The sequence below is a fragment of the Pseudomonas sp. AS2.8 genome (genome assembly GCF_014190935.1).
Lineage (GTDB): Bacteria > Pseudomonadota > Gammaproteobacteria > Pseudomonadales > Pseudomonadaceae > Chryseomonas.
The window spans coordinates 412,652-430,965 of sequence record NZ_JACHVV010000003.1; the positions used below are offsets into that span (position 1 = coordinate 412,652).

General features: G+C 68.2%; 16 protein-coding genes and 1 pseudogene. 9 read left to right on the top strand and 8 right to left on the bottom strand.

Annotated elements, in window-relative coordinates; translation table 11 throughout:
• The first annotated feature begins 23 nt into the window (after nt 1-23).
• Nucleotides 24-443, top strand: coding sequence for a hypothetical protein (locus tag FHR73_RS14325; protein ID WP_183632146.1), 420 nt, complete (start codon nt 24-26; stop codon nt 441-443).
• A 108-nt stretch (nt 444-551) separates the two neighbouring features.
• Here the strand turns inward: FHR73_RS14325 and aroE are convergent, their stop codons facing one another.
• A complete protein-coding gene (gene aroE, locus FHR73_RS14330; protein ID WP_183632148.1) occupies nt 552-1,367 on the bottom strand; it encodes a shikimate dehydrogenase in 816 nt (271 codons plus the stop codon).
• Nucleotides 1,368-1,372: 5 nt separating this feature from the next.
• On the bottom strand, nt 1,373-2,302 hold the full coding sequence (gene hemF, locus FHR73_RS14335; protein ID WP_183632150.1) for an oxygen-dependent coproporphyrinogen oxidase: 930 nt from the start codon (nt 2,300-2,302) through the stop codon (nt 1,373-1,375).
• Nucleotides 2,303-2,445: 143 nt separating this feature from the next.
• On the opposite strand from hemF, the gene FHR73_RS14340 reads away from it, so the two are divergent.
• Nucleotides 2,446-3,423, top strand: a complete 978-nt coding sequence (locus FHR73_RS14340; RefSeq protein ID WP_183632152.1) for an NADPH:quinone reductase — start codon at nt 2,446-2,448, stop codon at nt 3,421-3,423.
• 158 nt (nt 3,424-3,581) lie between these two features.
• Nucleotides 3,582-6,965 (top strand): PAS domain S-box protein, encoded by a 3,384-nt coding sequence (locus FHR73_RS14345; protein ID WP_183632154.1) that lies wholly within the window; start codon nt 3,582-3,584, stop codon nt 6,963-6,965.
• A gap of 1 nt (nt 6,966) precedes the next feature.
• On the opposite strand, the gene FHR73_RS14350 is transcribed toward FHR73_RS14345, so the two are convergent.
• From FHR73_RS14350 to FHR73_RS14360, 3 genes and pseudogenes are all read right to left on the bottom strand, one after another.
• A complete protein-coding gene (locus FHR73_RS14350; protein WP_133860240.1) occupies nt 6,967-7,521 on the bottom strand; it encodes an L-threonylcarbamoyladenylate synthase in 555 nt (184 codons plus the stop codon).
• Nucleotides 7,522-7,585: 64 nt separating this feature from the next.
• A pseudogene (gene dprA, locus FHR73_RS14355) lies at nt 7,586-8,671 on the bottom strand (DNA-processing protein DprA).
• A gap of 51 nt (nt 8,672-8,722) precedes the next feature.
• Complete coding sequence (locus tag FHR73_RS14360; protein WP_183632155.1) at nt 8,723-9,754, bottom strand: LysM peptidoglycan-binding domain-containing protein; 1,032 nt, start codon at nt 9,752-9,754, stop codon at nt 8,723-8,725.
• A gap of 231 nt (nt 9,755-9,985) precedes the next feature.
• On the opposite strand from FHR73_RS14360, the gene def reads away from it, so the two are divergent.
• The 4 genes from def to FHR73_RS14380 are packed head-to-tail and all read left to right on the top strand — an operon-like array spanning nt 9,986 to nt 13,121.
• The gene (gene def / locus FHR73_RS14365) at nt 9,986-10,492 is read left to right on the top strand and encodes a peptide deformylase (protein WP_007160149.1); all 507 of its coding nucleotides are present in this window, start codon (nt 9,986-9,988) and stop codon (nt 10,490-10,492) included.
• 58 nt (nt 10,493-10,550) lie between these two features.
• The gene (gene fmt / locus FHR73_RS14370) at nt 10,551-11,495 is read left to right on the top strand and encodes a methionyl-tRNA formyltransferase (RefSeq protein ID WP_183632157.1); all 945 of its coding nucleotides are present in this window, start codon (nt 10,551-10,553) and stop codon (nt 11,493-11,495) included.
• Nucleotides 11,492-12,793 carry a 16S rRNA (cytosine(967)-C(5))-methyltransferase RsmB gene (rsmB, locus tag FHR73_RS14375; RefSeq protein ID WP_183632159.1) on the top strand — a complete coding sequence of 434 codons (1,302 nt, stop codon included), beginning with the start codon at nt 11,492-11,494 and terminating at the stop codon, nt 12,791-12,793. The genes fmt and rsmB overlap by 4 nt, the downstream gene beginning before the upstream one ends.
• Before the next feature lie 10 nt (nt 12,794-12,803).
• Nucleotides 12,804-13,121: a tetratricopeptide repeat protein gene (locus tag FHR73_RS14380; RefSeq protein WP_183632161.1), complete on the top strand. Its 318-nt coding sequence runs from the start codon at nt 12,804-12,806 to the stop codon at nt 13,119-13,121.
• Here FHR73_RS14380 and FHR73_RS14385 read toward each other — a convergent pair.
• The 3 genes from FHR73_RS14385 to FHR73_RS14395 all read right to left on the bottom strand — a co-directional run bounded on the left by FHR73_RS14385 (nt 13,112) and on the right by FHR73_RS14395 (nt 15,115).
• Nucleotides 13,112-13,384, bottom strand: coding sequence for a PilZ domain-containing protein (locus tag FHR73_RS14385; protein WP_007160145.1), 273 nt, complete (start codon nt 13,382-13,384; stop codon nt 13,112-13,114). The two genes, FHR73_RS14380 and FHR73_RS14385, sit on opposite strands and share 10 nt — an antisense overlap.
• Before the next feature lie 168 nt (nt 13,385-13,552).
• A complete protein-coding gene (locus FHR73_RS14390; RefSeq protein WP_183632163.1) occupies nt 13,553-14,440 on the bottom strand; it encodes a lysophospholipid acyltransferase in 888 nt (295 codons plus the stop codon).
• Between the two features lie 90 nt (nt 14,441-14,530).
• On the bottom strand, nt 14,531-15,115 hold the full coding sequence (locus FHR73_RS14395) for a DNA-3-methyladenine glycosylase I (RefSeq protein ID WP_183632165.1): 585 nt from the start codon (nt 15,113-15,115) through the stop codon (nt 14,531-14,533).
• Nucleotides 15,116-15,290: 175 nt separating this feature from the next.
• Here FHR73_RS14395 and glyQ point away from each other — a divergent pair, with 175 nt between their 5' ends.
• The gene (gene glyQ, locus FHR73_RS14400) at nt 15,291-16,256 is read left to right on the top strand and encodes a glycine--tRNA ligase subunit alpha (RefSeq protein ID WP_150340262.1); all 966 of its coding nucleotides are present in this window, start codon (nt 15,291-15,293) and stop codon (nt 16,254-16,256) included.
• Nucleotides 16,256-18,313 carry a glycine--tRNA ligase subunit beta gene (glyS, locus tag FHR73_RS14405; RefSeq protein WP_183632166.1) on the top strand — a complete coding sequence of 686 codons (2,058 nt, stop codon included), beginning with the start codon at nt 16,256-16,258 and terminating at the stop codon, nt 18,311-18,313. Before glyQ ends, glyS begins: the two co-directional genes overlap by 1 nt.
• Nucleotide 18,314 lies beyond the last annotated feature (1 nt).

Genomic DNA, 18,314 nt, shown 5'->3' on the forward strand with positions numbered 1-18,314 from the left:
CTCTCATTCAAGGAAGTCCGTCCATGTGGAAGCTTGCGCCCTATCTGAGACTGGTCCGTGCCAGCGCCCTCTATGATCTGCTGGTCACCACCCCCTTCGCCACCCCCTGGAGTCTCGCCTGGCTGTTGCGGCAGCTCGACGACCTCGGCCAGGCGCTGGGCCTGGCGCCCCTGGCGGGGTTCCCGCCGGAAGCCCTGCTGCTGGGCAATCTGCTCGGCTCCGTGGTGTGCGTCTGGTCCGTGCTGCGCCTGATCCGGCCTTCGTTGCTGCTGGGACGCCTCGATGCGGTGGCCAGGGGCCTGTTCGCCTTCTGGCAGGCCTGGGCGCTGTACCAGGGCGCCAGTCCCTTGCTTGCCGTGTTCCTGGTAGTCGAAATCGGCTTTGGCGTCGCCCAGGCGTGGCCGGTATCTCCCAGCGTCCGCCGTGCTCAGCTGGCTTGCTGATGGCTATCCGTTGGGCTTCGGCGATGGCGCCGCCTCAACCCAACCTACAAGTGATCGCCAGGGCCGTAGGTTGGGTTGAACGCAGCGAAGCCCAACGGCGTCGCGGAACTACCCCAGCTGCCGGCGCAACTCCGCCAGCACCGGGGCGCTATCGGGGCGCACGCCGCGCCAGAGTTCGAAGGCCTCGGCGGCCTGTTCCACCAGCATGCCCAGGCCGTCCAGGGTATGGAAGGCACCCTCGTCCAGGGCCCAGCGATTGAAGGGGGTGAAGTCCTTGCCGTACATCATGTCGTAGGTCACCGTCTGCGGGCCGATGACCGCCTCCGACAGGGGCGGACGACCACCACCGAGACTGGCCGAGGTGCCGTTGATGATGACGTCGAAGGGCTCTCTCAGGGTGGAGAAGGCCGCCACCTCGATCATCCCCAGCTCGGCGAATTCCCGCGCCAGTTGCACTGCCTTGAGTTCGGTGCGATTGGCCAGCACCAGTTGCCCCGGATTGCAGGCCAGCAGTGGCTCCAGCACGCCGCGTACGGCGCCGCCGGCGCCCAGCACCAGCACGCGCTGGCCGGCCAGCTGCAGACCGGCGTTGACCGTGAGATCCCGGACCAGCCCGGCGCCGTCGGTGTTGTCGCCGAGCAGGCGACCGTTGGCCTGGCGCTTGAGGGTATTCACCGCCCCGGCCCGCCGCGCCCGCGGGGTGAGTTCATCGCACAGCTGGTAGGCCTCTTCCTTGAAGGGCACCGTGACATTGGCGCCCAGGCCGCTCTGGAAGAAGCTGCGGGCGCTTTCGCTGAAGCCGTCCAGCGGCGCCAGCAGCGTCCCGTAGTGCAGGCGCTGGCCGGTCTGGTCGGCGAACAGGCTGTGGATCAGCGGCGACTTGCTGTGGGCGATGGGATTGCCGAAGACGGCGTAGCGATCCATGGACTCTATCCTGCGGGCGTCGGGGCGAGCGCGAGCCAGTCGCGGTCGGTGAGAAAGAAATCGGTCAGGCGCGCTTCCGGCGAGCCGGGCGCGGGCTTCCAGTCATAGCCCCAGCGCACCTCGGGCGGCAGCGACATGAGGATGGACTCGGTGCGCCCGCCGGATTGCAGGCCGAACAGGGTACCGCGGTCATAGACCAGGTTGAATTCCACGTAGCGGCCGCGGCGATAGGCCTGGAATTCTCGCTCGGCCTGGCCGTAGGGGTGGTCGCGGCGGCGCTGGACGATGGGCAGGTAGGCATCGACGAAGGCATCGCCGATGGCGCGCTGGAAGGCGAAGCAGGTGTCGAAGTCCCAGTCGTTCAGGTCATCGAAGAACAGGCCGCCGATGCCGCGCGGCTCGCCACGGTGCTTGAGGTGGAAATAGCGGTCGCACCAGGCCTTGTAGCGCGGATAGACGTCGGCGCCGAAGGGCGCGCAGGCGTCATGGCAGACCTGGTGCCAGTGCAGGCAGTCGGCCTCGTTGCCGTAGTAGGGGGTCAGGTCGAGACCGCCGCCGAACCACCAGACCGGCGCCTCGCCAGGCTTTTCGGCCAGGAAGAAGCGCACATTGGCATGGGCGGTGGGAATATGCGGATTGCGCGGGTGCATGACCAGGGAGACGCCCATGGCCTCGAAGCTGCGCCCGGCCAGTTCCGGGCGATGGGCGCTGGCCGAGGGCGGCAGGCTGTCGCCATGCACATGGGAGAAATTCACGCCGCCCTTTTCCAGCAGGGCGCCATCGGCGATCACCCGGGTGCGGCCACCACCGCCGGTCGACCGGGTCCAGGCGTCTTCGACGAAAGCTGCGCTGCCATCCTCGGCTTCCAAAGCGGCGCAGATGCGCTCCTGCAGATCGAGCAGATAGGCCTTGACGGCCTCCAGGGAGGGATTCATCGCAAGGATTTCCACAACAGGCGGGGAGGGCGGAGAGCATAACACCCGTATCCGACCGGTTGACGTGGCCCGCGGTTGCGGCTTGGATGAAGGCTCACCCCAAGAGAGCCCGGCCAAGGGCTCCAACCAGGAGACACGCAAGCATGGCCCAGCGCATCCAGTTCAGCCGCACCGGTGGTCCCGAAGTACTCGAACTTGTGGATTTCGAACCCGCCGCGCCCGGCCCCGACGAGGTGCAGGTGCGCAACCATGCCATCGGCCTCAACTTCATCGAGACCTACTACCGCAGCGGCCTCTATCCGCCGCCGGCGCTGCCCTCGGGCCTGGGCACCGAGGGCGCCGGGGTGGTGGAAGCGGTCGGCAGCGCGGTTACCCGCTTCAAGGCCGGCGACCGCGTGGCCTATGCCACCGGGCCGCTGGGCGCCTATGCCGGGGTCCATGTGCTGCCCGAGCGCCATCTGGTGCACCTGCCGGAGACGATCTCTTTTGAACAGGGCGCCGCGGTCATGCTCAAGGGGCTGACCGTGCAGTACCTGCTGCGCCAGACTTATCCGCTGCAAGCCGGCGACACCGTGCTGTTCCACGCCGCGGCCGGGGGCGTCGGCTCCCTGGCCTGCCAGTGGGCCAAGGCCTTAGGTGTGCGCTTGATCGGCACTGCTGGCTCGCCGGAAAAGCTGGAAAAGGCCAAGGCGCTGGGCGCCTGGGCAGTGATCGACTACCGCCAGGAAGACGTTCCGGCGCGGGTCCGCGAATTGACTGATGGCGCCAAGGTGCCGGTGATCTACGACGGCGTCGGCAAGGATACCTGGGAGATGTCGCTGGACTGCCTGGCGCCGCGCGGGCTGATGGTCAGCTTCGGCAACGCCTCTGGCGCGGTCACCGGAGTCAACCTGGGGATCCTCTCGCAGAAGGGCTCGCTCTATGTGACCCGGCCGACCCTGGCCACCTACGCCGCATCGCCTGAGGCCCTGCAGGACATGGCCGATCAGCTGTTCGAGCTGATCACCGATGGCCGCATCCAGGTGGACATTGGCCGACGCTATCCGCTGGCTGAGGTGCAGGAGGCGCATCGGGCGCTGTCGGGTCGCGAGACCAGCGGCTCGACCATCCTGCTGCCCTGAGGCGAAGCGCCCGTGCGCCTGGCCGGGGAAATCGTGACGGCCATTAAGTTTCCCGCAGCCAGGCGGCACGACGGGGGTAAACGCCGGTCTATCTCGGACAGTCAGGTCGTCACGGCCTCGACGTTCTTTCAAGAATCGGCCGGATCGCTGCCCTCGTCATGCCTATCTCCAGCCCCCTCGCCAGCCTGCTCGATACCGCCACGGACACGGCGCTGATCACCCTGACCGCCGAAGGGCGGATCGGGCAATGGTGTCCGGCCGTCGCCCGGCTGCTGGGCTGGACGGCGCAGGACTGGCTCGGTGAATCCATCGTCGGCCTGCTGCTTCCGGAACCACCGGCCGACGGCTGGCTGACCGCCCTCGAACGCTGCCAGACCCAGGGCCTGCGCCACCGCGACGGTCACCTGGTACGCCTCGACCTGCATCTGGTGCCGCTGCGCCGGGCCGATGTCGCCGTGGGCTGGTTGCTGCACGTCTGGCAGGCCCCGGCGAGCCGGGCCCGTTTCGCCGCTCGGCGCAGCGCCGAGCGGGAGCTGCCGCAACGCCTGCAGGCGCTCGGCGAATGGTCACGGCGCCTCAGCGGCACCTCGGATCTGGCCGCCTTGCGGCTGTGTGCCACCCAGGCCCTGCGGGACCTCACCGACGATCCTCAGGCGCGGCTGCTGTCCGTGGCCGAGGCCGGCAATCCGCCGGTGGCTCAGTCGCTCATCCCCTTTGGTCCCGCTACCCAGCCCCTGGGCTATCTGCAACTGGGCGGTGCCGTCGAGGCGGACACCCGGCTGTTGCTCGATCAGCTGGCCCTGCTGCTGGGCGCCTTGCTGATTCGGCAGCAGACCCAGGACCAGGCGCGACACCTGGAGCGACGGCTGTCGCTGGAACAGGGACTGCTGGCCAGCGTGTTGCAGCAGGCGCCCCTGGGCATCTCCATCACCGAGGCCGGCAGCGAAGAAGCGGTGATGCTCAACGACCGCGTCGACATCCTGCTGGGCAAGCGTCCGGCCGGCGAGACGCTGGACGAACGCTATGGCGCCATCGGCGCCCTGCACGCCAATGGCCAGCCCTATGCGGTGGACGACTATCCCACGGTACGGGTGCTGCGCAGCGGCCAGGCGGTGGCGCCCGAATTGATGCGCTATCGGCGACCCGACGGCAGCATCCGGCTGCTGGAGGTCTCCAGCGCACCGGTCCGCTCCGCCACTGGCGAGGTGATCGCCTCGGTCACCCTGTTCGATGACGTCCAGCAGCGGGTAGATGCGGAAACCGCCCTGCGCGAACACAGCGCGCGCCTGGCCAGCCTGATCAACCAGGCGGCGGTCGGCATCTGCCAGACCGACGCCCGCGGGCGCATCCTGCTCGCCAATCGCCGCTATTGCGAATTGCTCGATCGCAACGAGGTGGGGGTGCTGGAGCAGACCCTGCAGGCCCAGACCCATCCCGAGGACCGGGCCATCCTGGAGCGCCATCTCGACACCCTGCGCGAGCGTGGCGACAGCTTCAAGCTGGACCAGCGCTTCCTGCGCCCCGACGGCTCGGTGGTCTGGGTCAGCCTGCATGGCTCGCCGCTGCAATCGGAACTCGGCCAGGAGCTGTCGGTGAGCCTGGTGGTGGTGGATCTCACCCAGCGCAAGCAGGCCGAAGCTGCGCTGCACCTGTCCAACCAGCGCTTCCGCAATGCCGTGGAGGCGGTGCAGGGGGTGGTCTGGACCAGCAATGCCCAGGGTCATCTGCTCGGTGAACAACTCGCCTGGAGCACCCTGACCGGGCAGAGCTATGCCCAGTACCAGCAGGATGGCTGGGCCGATGCCCTGCACCCCGAGGACGCATCCCGCACCCTGCGCCGCTGGCGCCTGGCGGTGCAGCAGCAGGTGGATTTCCACGACGAACATCGCCTGCGCTGTCGCGACGGCCAGTGGCGTACCTTCAGCGTGCGTGCCCTGCCGGTGCGCGAGAACGGCGTAGTCTGCGAATGGGTGGGCGTGCACACCGACGTCAGCGAGATCCGCATGGCCGAGCACCGCCTGCGGCGGCTTGCCGAACTGCTGGAACAGCGGGTCCACGAGCGCACCGTCGAGCGTGACCGCATGTGGCGGGTGGCCGACGACCTGCTCGGCGTCATCCAGGGGCAACGCTGGCTCAGCCGCAATCCCGCCTGGGGCCGTACCCTGGGCTGGGACGACGAGGAATTGCGTCATCAGCCGCCGACCTCGCTGGAGCACCCGGACGATCCGCCGGTGTTTCCGCGCCTGGCCGCCCTGCGCCACGGCGAGGTGCTCAGCGATCTGCCTGGACGCCTGCGCACCCGCGATGGTCACTGGCGCCACATGATGTGGAAGGCCACTGCCGATCACGACGGGCGCATCTATGTCTTCGGCCGCGACGTCACCGTCGAACACGATGCCGCCCTGGCCCTGCAGAACGCCGAGGCCGCATTGCGCCAGGCGCAGAAGATGGAAGCCATCGGCCATCTCACCGGCGGCATCGCCCATGACTTCAACAACCTGCTCACCGGCATCAGCGGCTCCCTGGAATTGTTGCGCCGGCGTCTGGACCAGGGTCGCCACGACAACCTGCAGCGCTATCTGGACACCGCCGAGCAATCCGCCACCCGCGCCGCCGCCCTGACCCATCGCCTGCTGGCCTTCGCGCGCCGGCAGACGCTGGATCCGCGGCCGGTCAACGTGAATGACCTGATCCTGTCCCTGGAAGAACTCTTCCAGCGCACCCTGGGCGAACGCATCAGCCTGCGCAGCAGCCTCGCACTGCAGTTGCCACCCGCACGCACCGACACCAACCAGCTGGAGAACGCCCTGCTGAATCTGGTGATCAACGCCCGCGACGCCATGCCCGAGGGCGGCCAGCTGACCCTGGAAACCGCCCTCGATCACCTCACCGACCTGGCCGCCGAGCATGACCTGCCGCCGGGTAATTACGTGCGCCTGACCATCGCCGACACCGGCAGCGGCATGCCGGCCGAGGTGGTGGACCGCGCCTTCGATCCCTTCTTCACCACCAAGCCCATTGGCCAGGGCACCGGCCTGGGCCTGTCGATGCTCTATGGCTTCATCAAGCAGTCGGGTGGCCACGTGACCCTGGAGAGCGAAATGGGCTGTGGTACCCGGGTCAGCCTCTGGCTGCCCTGTGCCCAGCCCGAGCGGCCGGCGGCGAGCGACACGCCCCAGGCGACCATCGCCCAGAGTCGGGGCGAACGCCTGCTGCTGGTGGAGGACGATGTCTCGGTGCGGCTGCTGCTACGCGAGATGCTCACCGAGCTGGGCTATCGCGTGCGCACCGCCGCCAGTGCCTCGGCGGCGCTCACCCTGGTCGACGGCGATCTGCCCTGTGACCTGCTGATCACCGATCTCGGCCTGCCGGATCTCGACGGCGCCGAGCTGGCAGGGCGCCTGCGCGAGCGCTGGCCGGAGCTGCCGGTGCTGTTCGTCAGCGGTCACGCCGAACGGCCGACGCCGAATGGCGAGCTCTCACTGGCCAAGCCGTTCCAGATCGATACGCTAGCGCGGTTGCTGCGCCAACTGCTCGATTGACCTAGGGCCGGAAGACCTTGCCGGTCACCAGGTCGCGAATCACGCTGGGATTCTTGCGCCCACCGAGTTCGCCCATGAGGATGCCGTCCAGGTTATCGGGAAAGTATTGCTGGACCCGCAACCGGGTGCGCGCGGCCGGGCGACCGGCGGGATTGGCCGAGGTGGAGATCAGCGGACCGGTCAGGGCGCAGAGTTCGCCCACCAGCGGATGCTCGGAGACCCGCAGCGCCACGGTGGCGTGGGCGCCGGTCACCCAGCCGGGCAGGCGATTGTGGTGCGGCACCAGCCAGGTGTTGGGCCCCGGCCAGGTGCTGGCCAGCTTGGCCAGGGAGGCCTCCGGCAGATCGTGGAGCAGGAAGTCGAACTGGCGGATGTTGTCGGCTACAAGGATCAGACCCTTTTCCATCGGCCGCCGCTTGAGCATCAGCAGGCGATAGACCGCGGCCTGATCCCAGGGATCGCAGCCCAGGCCCCAGACGGCCTCGGTGGGGTAGGCCAGGACGCCCCCCTCGCGCACGATTCGCGCCGCCTGCCGCACTCGCCAGCTGTTATGCATCGCCTAGCCTCCGCCAAATCCCTAAAGTCTACCCGAGCGGGCCGCCGATGCCAGTCATCCACCGCTAGCCGAGACGACTCCAGCTGCCCTGCTGCGCCACTACCCGGCCTTCCAGCTCCAACTCGGTCAGCTGGACCAGCACCTCCGGCAGCGACAGGCCGCAGAGCCGCGCCAGCTCTTCGCTGTTGAGCGGTCCAGCGGCCAGCTGGCGCAGCAGGGGATGCTCCTCGACCGCCGCGGTGGTAGTGAGTGGGGCCAGGCTGCGCCAGCCCTGCAGGGCTTCGAGGATGTGTTCCACGCTCTCCACCAGCTGCGCGCCCTCGCGGATCAGCTGATGACAGCCGCGGGCGCCGGGATGATGGATGGAGCCGGGCAGGGCGAAGACCTCGCGGCCCTGCTCGGCGGCCAGGCGCGCGGTGATCAGCGAACCGCTGGAAGGGCTGGCTTCCACCACCAGGGTACCCAGGCTGAGACCGCTGATGATCCGGTTGCGCCGCGGAAAGTTGGCGGCCTGGGGCGTGCAGTCCAGCGGCAATTCCGAGACCAGCGCACCACCCTCGTCCAGCAGGCGCCGGGCGAGCCCCAGGTGCCGACGCGGATAGAGCTGCCGTAGGCCGGTGCCGAGCACGGCGACCGTGCCGCCGCCGGCCTCCAGGGCGCCCTGATGCGCTGCGCCATCGATGCCCAGCGCCAAGCCGCTGGTGATGCAGAAGCCGGCCGCGGCCAGGCTGTGGGCGAAACGCCGGGCGTTGTCCAACCCCTGGGCACTGGCCTGGCGACTGCCGACCAGGGCCAGCTGCGGCCGTTCGAGCAGCTCGACCTGCCCTTCGACGAACAGCAGCGGGGGTGGATCGGCGATCTCGGCGAGCAACGCCGGATAGCGGTCGTCACCCAGGCAGAGCAGGTGGCGTTCGGGGCCGTCCAGCTAGGCCAGGGCCTGGTCGACCCGTTCGCGGGTCGCCGGGCTGCGGCGGGCGTCCGCGGCCACCGCCGGCAAGCGCAGGGCGCGCCAGGCCGAAGCGGGGGCACTGAGGGCGGCAGCGGCGCTGCCAAAGGCATCCAGCAGCAGGCGCTGGCGCACGGCGCCGAGTTCCGGCAGGGCATGCAAGCGAAGCCGGGCGTCCAGCTCGGCAGGGGAGAGGCTGGCCATGGGGTCATCCTTGAGGGTGGCCGGTCGCCATCCTGGCGACCCGGGAGGGGGTTAGGGGTTGCGCACCTTGTCCATGATTTCCAGCTGGCGGGTGGCGGTCAGGATCAGGCCGTAGCTGATCTTGTCATAGGTGCGAAAGACCATCAGCAGGCCGGCGCGCTCGTCGGGGATCTTCACCAGCTCGCCGGTGATGCGATCGCGCACCGTCTCGCCGGTCTTGTTGACCGCCAGCACATTGCCTTCGGTCAGGCCATCGCGGCTGCCCTTGTTCAGGGTCACCACATCGAACTGGCCGACCTGGGTGACGCCACGGGGCACGTCCAGAATCAGGCCGCTGATGTCACGTGCTGGCGCGCTGGGCATGAAGGTGGAATTCACCAGCCGCTCCTCGGTGGGGAACAGGCGATCGCCCAGGCGCACTTCCTGGGTGGTGCGGGTCAGTCTCAGGGTGGCGATGTCGCCTTCCTGGGTAACCAGATCGGCGCTGCCGATGAAGTCGCCGTTGATGCCGAGGAAGGCACCGGTCTTGGGATCGACATAGGTCTTGCCTTGGCGATAGATGCCATAGGCCGAGACACCCGGCTGCAACTTGCCGCGCACATAGATGCGATCGCCGGCGCCGCTCACCACCCGCTCGGCGTTGCCGGCCACCACATAGGGCGCGGCCTGAAACTGTTCGGCCGAATCGATGGCGCGATTCTGCAGCAGGAAGCTGTTGACCGCTTCCAGCGGAATGGCCGGGATGGCTTCGGCGATGGGCGTGCTGCGTACCGTGGGCGACAGCTTGACCGTGCCGCGCGAGGCGCCGCGGTTGAGCTGCAGGCGCGGCTGGCCGTCGACGTAGCTCAGCACCAGGGTATCGCCGGGATAGATGAGATGGGGATTCTTGATCTGCGGATTGGCCTGCCAGATCTCCGGCCACTCCCAGGGCTTGCTGAGGAATCTGGCGGAGATGTCCCAGAGGGTATCGCCGCGGACCACGGTGTAGCTTTCCGGGTGATCCTGACGCAGGGTGACCGCTGCGTACGCCGACTGCAGGGCGCCCGCTGCAGCCAGCAGCAGGGCGAACAAAGATTTCCTCATGCGTCGAATCCCTTTACACTCTTGGCCTTGAAGAACCGTCTTCACGCAAACGTCGGGGAATCGCCCCAGTCGTGCCCTGATCGCCATCTCTGTCGGCACTGGGCAGCGCAGGCGCTCATCCCCGTCGACCGACGTCATCCACCTTTCGGGACCAGCCCGAGCCGGGTGGAGACAACGCTGCGGCATCTTAGCAGCGCCCCTTGACTGTATTCCACAAGTGCCCTCAACGCCATGGCGATCCTAGACATCCTCGAATTCCCCGATCCCCGCCTGCGCACCGTCGCCAAGCCCATCGACACGGTGGACGACGCCCTGCGCCAGACCATCGACGACATGTTCGAGACCATGTACGAAGCGCCCGGCATCGGTCTGGCCGCCACCCAGGTCAATGTCCATCGCCGCCTGGTGGTGATCGACGTCAGCGAAGACAAGAGCGAGCCCCTGGTCTTCATCAATCCCGAGGCTGAGCCGCTCACCCAGGAACTGGGCGAGTACCAGGAAGGCTGCCTGTCGATCCCCGGTTTCTACGAAAAGGTCTGTCGCCCCGAGCGCGTCCGGGTGAAAGCCCTGGACCGTGACGGCAAGCCCTTCGAGCTGGAGTGCGACGGCCTGCTGGCGGTGTGCATCCAGCACGAGATCGATCACCTCGACGGCAAGCTGTTCGTCGACTACCTGTCGCCGCTCAAGCGCGATCGCATCAAGAAGAAGCTCGAAAAGCAGCAGCGCCACAAGGCCTGATCGCCCTGGCGGACGGCGTCATCGGCGTCCGCCGCTCGCCCTTTCCGCCAGGTCCGCCATGTCCAGATCCCTTCGCCTCGTCTTCGCCGGAACCCCGGAATTCGCCGCCGTGCACCTGCAGGCGCTGATCGACGCCGGTTATCCCATCGCCGCTGTCTACACCCAGCCGGATCGCCCCGCCGGGCGTGGCCAGAAACTGGCCATGAGTCCGGTCAAGCAGCTGGCGCTGAGCCACGGCATCCCCGTGCAGCAGCCGCCGACCCTTCGCGATCCCGCCGCCCAGGCCACCCTGGCGGCGCTGGAGCCCGATCTGCTGGTGGTGGTGGCCTACGGCCTGATCCTGCCCCAGGTGGTGCTCGACATCCCGCGCCTAGGCTGCATAAACAGCCACGCCTCGCTGCTGCCGCGCTGGCGCGGCGCCGCGCCCATCCAGCGCGCCCTGGAGGCCGGCGATGCCGAATCCGGGGTCACCGTGATGCGCATGGAAGCCGGTCTGGATACCGGCCCCATGCTGAACAAGGTGACCACACCGCTGAGCGCCGACGACACTGGCGGCAGCCTGCACGATCGCCTGGCCAGCCTGGGCGCCGCCGCCGTGGTCCAGGTGCTGCCGGGTCTGGCCGAGGGCAGCCTGCCGGGCGAGGTGCAGGACGATGACCTGGCCACTTATGCGCACAAGCTCAACAAGGACGAGGCCCGGCTAGACTGGGGCCATCCGGCGGTGGAGCTGGAGCGCCGTATCCGCGCCTTCGATCCCTGGCCGCTGTGCCACACCGCCCTGGCCGGCGAACCGCTCAAGGTCTGGGCCGCCGAACTGGCCGCAGGGCAGGGCGTTCCCGGCATGGTGCTGGATGCCGATCGCCACGGTCTGCTGGTCGCCTGCGGTGAGGGCGCCCTGCGCCTGACCCGGCTGCAGCTGCCCGGTGGCAAGCCGCTGGGCTTCGCCGATCTATACAACGCCCGTCGCGAGCGCTTCGCCCCCGGGCAGGTGCTGGGTCTATGAATCCGCGCCTGGCGGCCACCCGCGCCCTGGCGGCGGTTCTTGCCGGCCGCGCCTCCCTCGGCAGCAGCCTGCCCGAGCAACTGGTCAAGGTCGATCCGCGTGACCGCGCCCTGGCCCAGGATCTGGCCTTCGGCACCGCCCGCTGGCAGCCGCGCCTGTCGCTGCTGGCGGAAAAGCTCATGGATAAACCCTTCAAGGCCGGCGACCGCGACCTCGAAGCCCTGCTGCTGATCGGTCTATACCAGCTGTTCCATACCCGCATCCCGGCCCATGCCGCCATCGGTGAGACGGTGGGCTGCGTCGACAAGCTGAAGAAATCCTCGGCCAAGGGCCTGCTCAACGCCGTGCTGCGCCGCGCCCAGCGCGAATACGACAGCCTGCTGCCGGCCCTGGAGCATGATCCCGCCGCGCGCCTGGCCCACCCACGCTGGCTACAGAAAGCCCTCAAGGCGCGCTGGCCGGAGCAGTGGGAGGCCATCGCCACGGCCAACAACCTGCACCCGCCACTGATCCTCAGGGTCAATCGCCGTCAGGGCAGTCGCGACGGCTATCTGGCCGAGCTGGCCGCCGCCGGCATCCAGGCCGTGCCCTGCGCCTTCAGCGCCGATGGCATCCGCCTGCTGCAGCCCCAGGACGTCACCGCGCTGCCGGGCTTTGCCGCGGGGCGTCTCAGCGTGCAGGACGAAGCCGCCCAGCTGGCGGCCGAACTCCTGGAGCTGGCGCCCGGCCAGCGGGTGCTGGACGCCTGCGCCGCGCCCGGTGGCAAGACCTGCCACCTGCTGGAACGTGAACCGGCGCTGGCCGAGGTGGTGGCGCTGGACGCCGATGTCGGCCGCCTGGAGCGGGTCGAGCAAAATCTGGCCCGCCTGGGCCTCATCGCCCGCACCCTGGCCGCCGACGGCCGCGCCGTGGCCGACTGGTGGGACGGCACGCCCTTCCAGCGCATCCTGCTGGACGCCCCCTGCAGCGCCACCGGGGTGATCCGCCGCCATCCGGACATCAAGCTGACCCGCCAGGTCAGCGACATCGCGCCCCTGGTGCAGTTGCAGGGCGAATTGCTGGACGCCCTCTGGCCGACGCTGGAGGTGGGCGGCATCCTGGTCTATGCCACCTGTTCGGTGCTACCGGAAGAAAACAGCGACAACCTCGCCGCCTTTCTCGCCCGCACCCCGGGCGCCCGCGAACTGGACATCCCCGCCCCCTGGGGCCTCGTCCAGCCCCATGGCCGCCAGCTCCTGCCGCAGCCCGACGGCCACGACGGCTTCTATTACTGCAAGCTGATCAAGATCGCCAAGTAGGAGTCCCGCCATGCTCGAATCCCTGGAGAAGATGCTCGCCCGCGGCCAGGACAACGCCCTGCTCAGATTCGGTCTGGGCAAGGGTTATCTGGATGCAGGGGAGCCCGCGCGGGCGATCGAGCACCTGGCGCGCTGCGTCGAATTCGATCCGGCCTATTCGGCGGCCTGGAAGCTGCTGGGCAAGGCCCATGAGGGAAGTGGCGACGTGGCCAGCGCCGAGGCGGCCTGGATCCAGGGCCTGCAGGCGGCGCAGGCCAGGGGCGACAAGCAGGCGGAAAAGGAGATGACGGTGTTTCTCAAGCGCCTGGCGCGCCGCGCTCAGTCCTGATCGCGCAGGAACCTGAGCCCCGCGCCGTCACCGTCGGTGCGCATGACTTCCATGGTCACCTTGGGCGCTTCGATCGGCAGGTCGAGCACCTGGCCGACCACGCGGGTGCCCTGCGGCAGCCGGGTCAGCTCGGGATGCACCACATAGACGCCGCCATCGGACAGGTCGCGGGTCTCGCCGACGATCTCGCCATCCGGATAGGCGATCCATAGCCGGCACTTGAGCGGGGTACGGGTATGCTGGCGCTGATCGCGCGAATTCATCGCCTGACTCCCTGGCTTAGGCGCTCCCTTGAGGTCCTGGCAGCTTCCGGCAAAGCCCTGCGCCTGTCAGCCACGCACCGACCGAACGGTGCTGGCGAAGCGCCGAGCGATAGGTCATGGGACCACCACCTGCCCCTCGGCGCCCGGGCCGAACCCGGGCGCTAGACCTCAGTACCACTTCTCCTCGCCATCCGGGCGATTCTTGAACCTCTTCATGCTCCACATGTACTGGGTCGGATAGCGCCGCACGTAGCCGGCCAGCACCTCGCTCATGGCCGCCACCGAGACCTCCGGATCCGGGTCGTACATGGCCGGCGGTGCGGCTTCCAGGATCACCTTGTAGCCGCTGCCGTCTTCCAGGCGCACGGCATGGAAGAACACCCCGCGGGCCTTGCCGCGGGCCAGCAGCGAGGGCACGAACTTGCTGGTCAGGGCGGTGGTGCCGAGGAAGGGTACGAAGAGGCCGGCGCTGCGACTCGGCTCGGGATCGGCCGGGATACCCACGGCGCCGCCGCGACGGACTTCCTTGATCACGCTGATGATGCCTTCCGGGGTGGAGGGCGCCACGCGATTGCCCAGCTGCACCCGCTGGCGTTTGAGCAGGTCGTCTACCGCCTTCAGCTTGGGCGGCCGGTAGAAGATGATCGGCTTGGCGTGGGAGCAGTAGAAGTGGTTGAGCAACTCCCAGTTGCCCAGGTGACTGGTGATGCCCACCACGCCATCGCCGGAAGCCAGGGCCTCCTGCAGGACGTCCATGCCTTCTACTTCGCGCACCAGACGCAGCGAACGCTGCGGCGACCAGATCCAGGCGCAGGCGCTTTCGGTCAGGGTCTTGCCGATGCCGCGCAGGCACTCGCGCGACAGTCGCTCCAGACCGGCGGCATCGAGTTCGGGAAAACAGTGGGCGAGGTTGATGCGGGTGACCTTGCTGGCGCGGGTCGGCAGCTTCCACATGCACCAGCCGATGAATCCACCCAGGCGCTGGACCAGCGGCCAGGGCAGCAGGGCGAAAAGGCGCAGGAAGGCGATCATCAGCGCGCCTTTGAATCTTTCCAAAAGAGGGGCTCCTGTCTGAATGCCCAGACAGTTTACCGTCTACAAGTCCCGGAAACGTTAAGAAAGCGTAAGGTTCACGCCAACTGGCGCCTATACATTCGACTTTTCCTGCAGTTCTGCCGACGAAGACGCCAATTCGGCATGGCGGTCGCAATCGAGGGTGTGGTCCATCACCAGGCTCATGGCCTGCATAAAGGCATAGCAGATGGTTGGACCGGCAAAGGTGAAACCGGCCCGCTTGAGCGCCTTGCTCATGGCCTCGGCTTCTGGGGTGATCGCCGGCACCTCCTGGCGATCGCGAAAGTGATTGATCCTGGGCGCGCCGCCGACAAAGGACCACAGCCAGCCGGCAGGGTCTTCGAGGCGCAGCCAGGCCTGGGCATTCTGACGAGCGGCGCGCAGCTTGGCGCCATTGCGGATGATGCCCGGGTCCTGCATCAGCACCTCGATCTCGGCATCGCTCAGCTGCGCCAGGCGCGCGGGATCGAAACCATGCAGCACCTGACGATAGCGCTCGCGTTTCTTCAGCACGGTGATCCACGACAGTCCGGCCTGGAAGCCTTCCAGCAAGAGGAATTCGAAGAGTACCGCCGGATCGCGCTGGGGCACGCCCCATTCGTGGTCGTGATACTCGATGTACAGCGGATCGGCGGTGCACCAGAAGCAACGCGGCATGGTGAAGGCTCGGTCGAGAAGGGAAGGCCTCACCTTAGCGCAATTGCCCGCCAGCGGAGACAGCCCGTCCGGACAACCCGGCCAGCCGCCCGGCCGCGACACGAGTCCCATGCGGGCGACGACGGCTTTCGGCTATACTCTCCGGCTTTTCGTCGCAGCCGAACGGGTATTTTTCGTGAGCCAGTCCAAGCCCACCGTGCGCACCTTCCAAGACTTGATCCTGGCCTTGCAGCAATACTGGGCCGAGCAGGGCTGCGTGGTACTCCAGCCCTATGACATGGAAGTCGGCGCCGGTACCTTCCACACCGCCACCTTCCTGCGCGCCATCGGTCCCGAGACCTGGAACGCCGCCTATGTGCAGCCCAGCCGCCGCCCCACCGACGGCCGCTACGGCGAGAATCCCAATCGCCTGCAGCACTACTACCAGTTCCAGGTGGTCCTCAAGCCCAACCCGGACAACTTCCAGGAGCTCTACCTGGGCTCCCTGGCCGCCATCGGCCTGGATCCGCTGGTGCACGACGTGCGCTTCGTCGAGGACAACTGGGAATCGCCCACCCTGGGCGCCTGGGGTCTCGGCTGGGAAGTCTGGCTCAACGGCATGGAAGTCACCCAGTTCACCTACTTCCAGCAGGCGGGCGGTATCGAGTGCTACCCGGTGACCGGCGAGATCACCTATGGCCTGGAGCGTCTGGCCATGTACCTGCAGGGCGTGGATTCGGTCTATGACCTGATCTGGGCCGACGGCCCCTTCGGCACCGTGACCTACGGCGACGTCTTCCACCAGAACGAGGTGGAGCAGAGTACCTACAACTTCGAGCACGCCAATGTGCCCAAGCTGTTCGAACTGTTCGACTTCTACGAGTCCGAGGCCAATCGCCTGATCGCCCTGGACCTGCCGCTGCCCACCTACGAGATGGTGCTCAAGGCCTCCCACACCTTCAACCTGCTGGACGCCCGCCGGGCCATCTCGGTGACCGAGCGCCAGCGCTACATCCTGCGCGTGCGCACCCTGGCGCGCAGCGTCGCCCAGGGCTACTTCAAGGCCCGGGCCCGGCTGGGCTTTCCCCTGGCCAGCCCCGCGCTGCGTGACGAGGTCCTGGGTCGCGACGATGTCCAGGCGCTGCTCAAGGAGGGCGAATGATGAGCACCACTCTGGATTTCCTGGTCGAACTAGGTACCGAAGAACTGCCGCCCAAGGCGCTCAAGACCCTGGGCGACAGCTTTCTCGCCGGTATCGAGAAGGGCCTCAAGCAGGCCGGTCTCGGCTATGCCAGCGCCCGTGCCTATGCCGCCCCGCGCCGGCTGGCCGTACTGGTCGAAGCCCTGCAGACCCAGCAGCCCGAGCGTAGCGTCAATCTGGACGGCCCGCCGATCCAGGCCGCCTTCGGCACCGATGGCCAGCCGACCCAGGCGGCCCTGGGCTTCGCCCGCAAGTGTGGCGTCGACATCAGCGCCATCGATCGCAGCGGCCCCAAGCTGAGATTCTCCCAGAGCATTCCCGGCCAGCCGGCCGCCAGCCTGCTGCCCGGCATCGTCGAAGCCTCCCTGGCCGAGCTGCCGATTCCCAAGCGCATGCGCTGGGCCGCCCGCCGCGAGGAATTCGTGCGGCCGACCCAGTGGCTGGTGATGCTGCTCGGTGACGAGGTGATCGACTGCGAGATCCTGACCCGCCGCGCCGGACGCGACTCCCGTGGCCATCGCTTCCATCATCCCGATGCCGTGCGCATCAGCGCGCCGGCCCACTACGCCGCCGACCTGCGCGCCGCCCACGTGCTGGCCGACTTCGCCGAGCGGCGCCAGCTGATCGAATCCCGCGTGGCCGAACTGGCCGCGGCGGAGCAGGGCCGCGCCGTGGTGCCGCCCGCGCTGCTGGACGAGGTGACCGCCCTGGTGGAATGGCCGGTGCCGCTGGTCTGCGCCTTCGAGGAACGCTTCCTCGAGGTGCCCCAGGAAGCCCTGATCACCACCATGCAGGACAACCAGAAGTACTTCTGCCTGCTGGACGCCCAGGGCAAGCTCCTGCCGCGTTTCATCACCGTGGCCAACCTGGAGAGCAAGGATCCGGCGCAGATCGTCAGCGGCAACGAGAAGGTGGTCCGCCCCCGTCTCACCGATGCCGAATTCTTCTTCAAGCAGGACCAGAAGCAGCCGCTAGAAAGCTTCAACGAGCGCCTCAAGAACGTGGTCTTCCAGGCCCAGCTCGGCACCGTCTACGACAAGGCCCAGCGCGTCGCCGCCCTGGCCGCCTCCATCGCCGAACGCATCGGCGGTGATGCCGAGCGCGCCCACCGTGCCGGCGTCCTCGCCAAGTGCGACCTGGCCACCGAGATGGTCGGCGAATTTCCCGAGATGCAGGGTATCGCCGGCTACTACTACGCCAAAAAGGGCGGCGAGGCCGAAGACGTGGCCCTGGCGCTCAACGAGCAGTACATGCCGCGCGGCGCTGGCGCCGAGCTGCCGCAGACCCTGACCGGTGCCGCCGTGGCCCTGGCCGACAAGCTCGACACCCTGGTCGGCATCTTCGGCATCGGCATGCTGCCCACCGGTAGCAAGGATCCCTTCGCCCTGCGCCGTCAGGCCCTGGGCGTGCTGCGCATCCTCATCGAGAAGGGCCTGGAGCTGGATCTGCCGGCGGCCGTCGCCTTCGCCATCGCCGGCTACGGCGAGCGGGTCAAGGCCGCAGGACTGCAGGAGCAGGTGCTGGACTTCGTCTTCGACCGCCTGCGGGCCCGCTACGAGGACGAAGGCGTCGACACCGCGGCCTACCTGGCGGTACGCGCCCTGCGTCCGGCTTCGGCGCTGGACTTCGATCAGCGCGTCCAGGCCGTGCAGGCCTTCCGTCGCCTGCCCGAGGCCGAAGCCCTGGCCGCCGCCAACAAGCGCGTCTCCAACCTGCTCGGCAAGTTCGAGGGCACGGTCGCCACCCAGGCCGACCCCGCGCTGTTCGAAACCGAGGCCGAGCGCACCCTGGCCGCGGCGATCGCCGCGGCCGAGCGGGATGCCGCGCCCCTGGCCGAAGCCCGTCGTTATCGCGAAGCCCTGGAGCGCCTGGCCAGCCTGCGCGCCCCGGTGGATGCCTTCTTCGACGAGGTGCTGGTCAATGCCGAGGACGAGCGCGTCCGCGCCAACCGCTATGCGCTGCTCGCCCACCTGCGTGGCCTGTTCCTGGGCATCGCCGACATCTCGGTGCTGGGCTAGG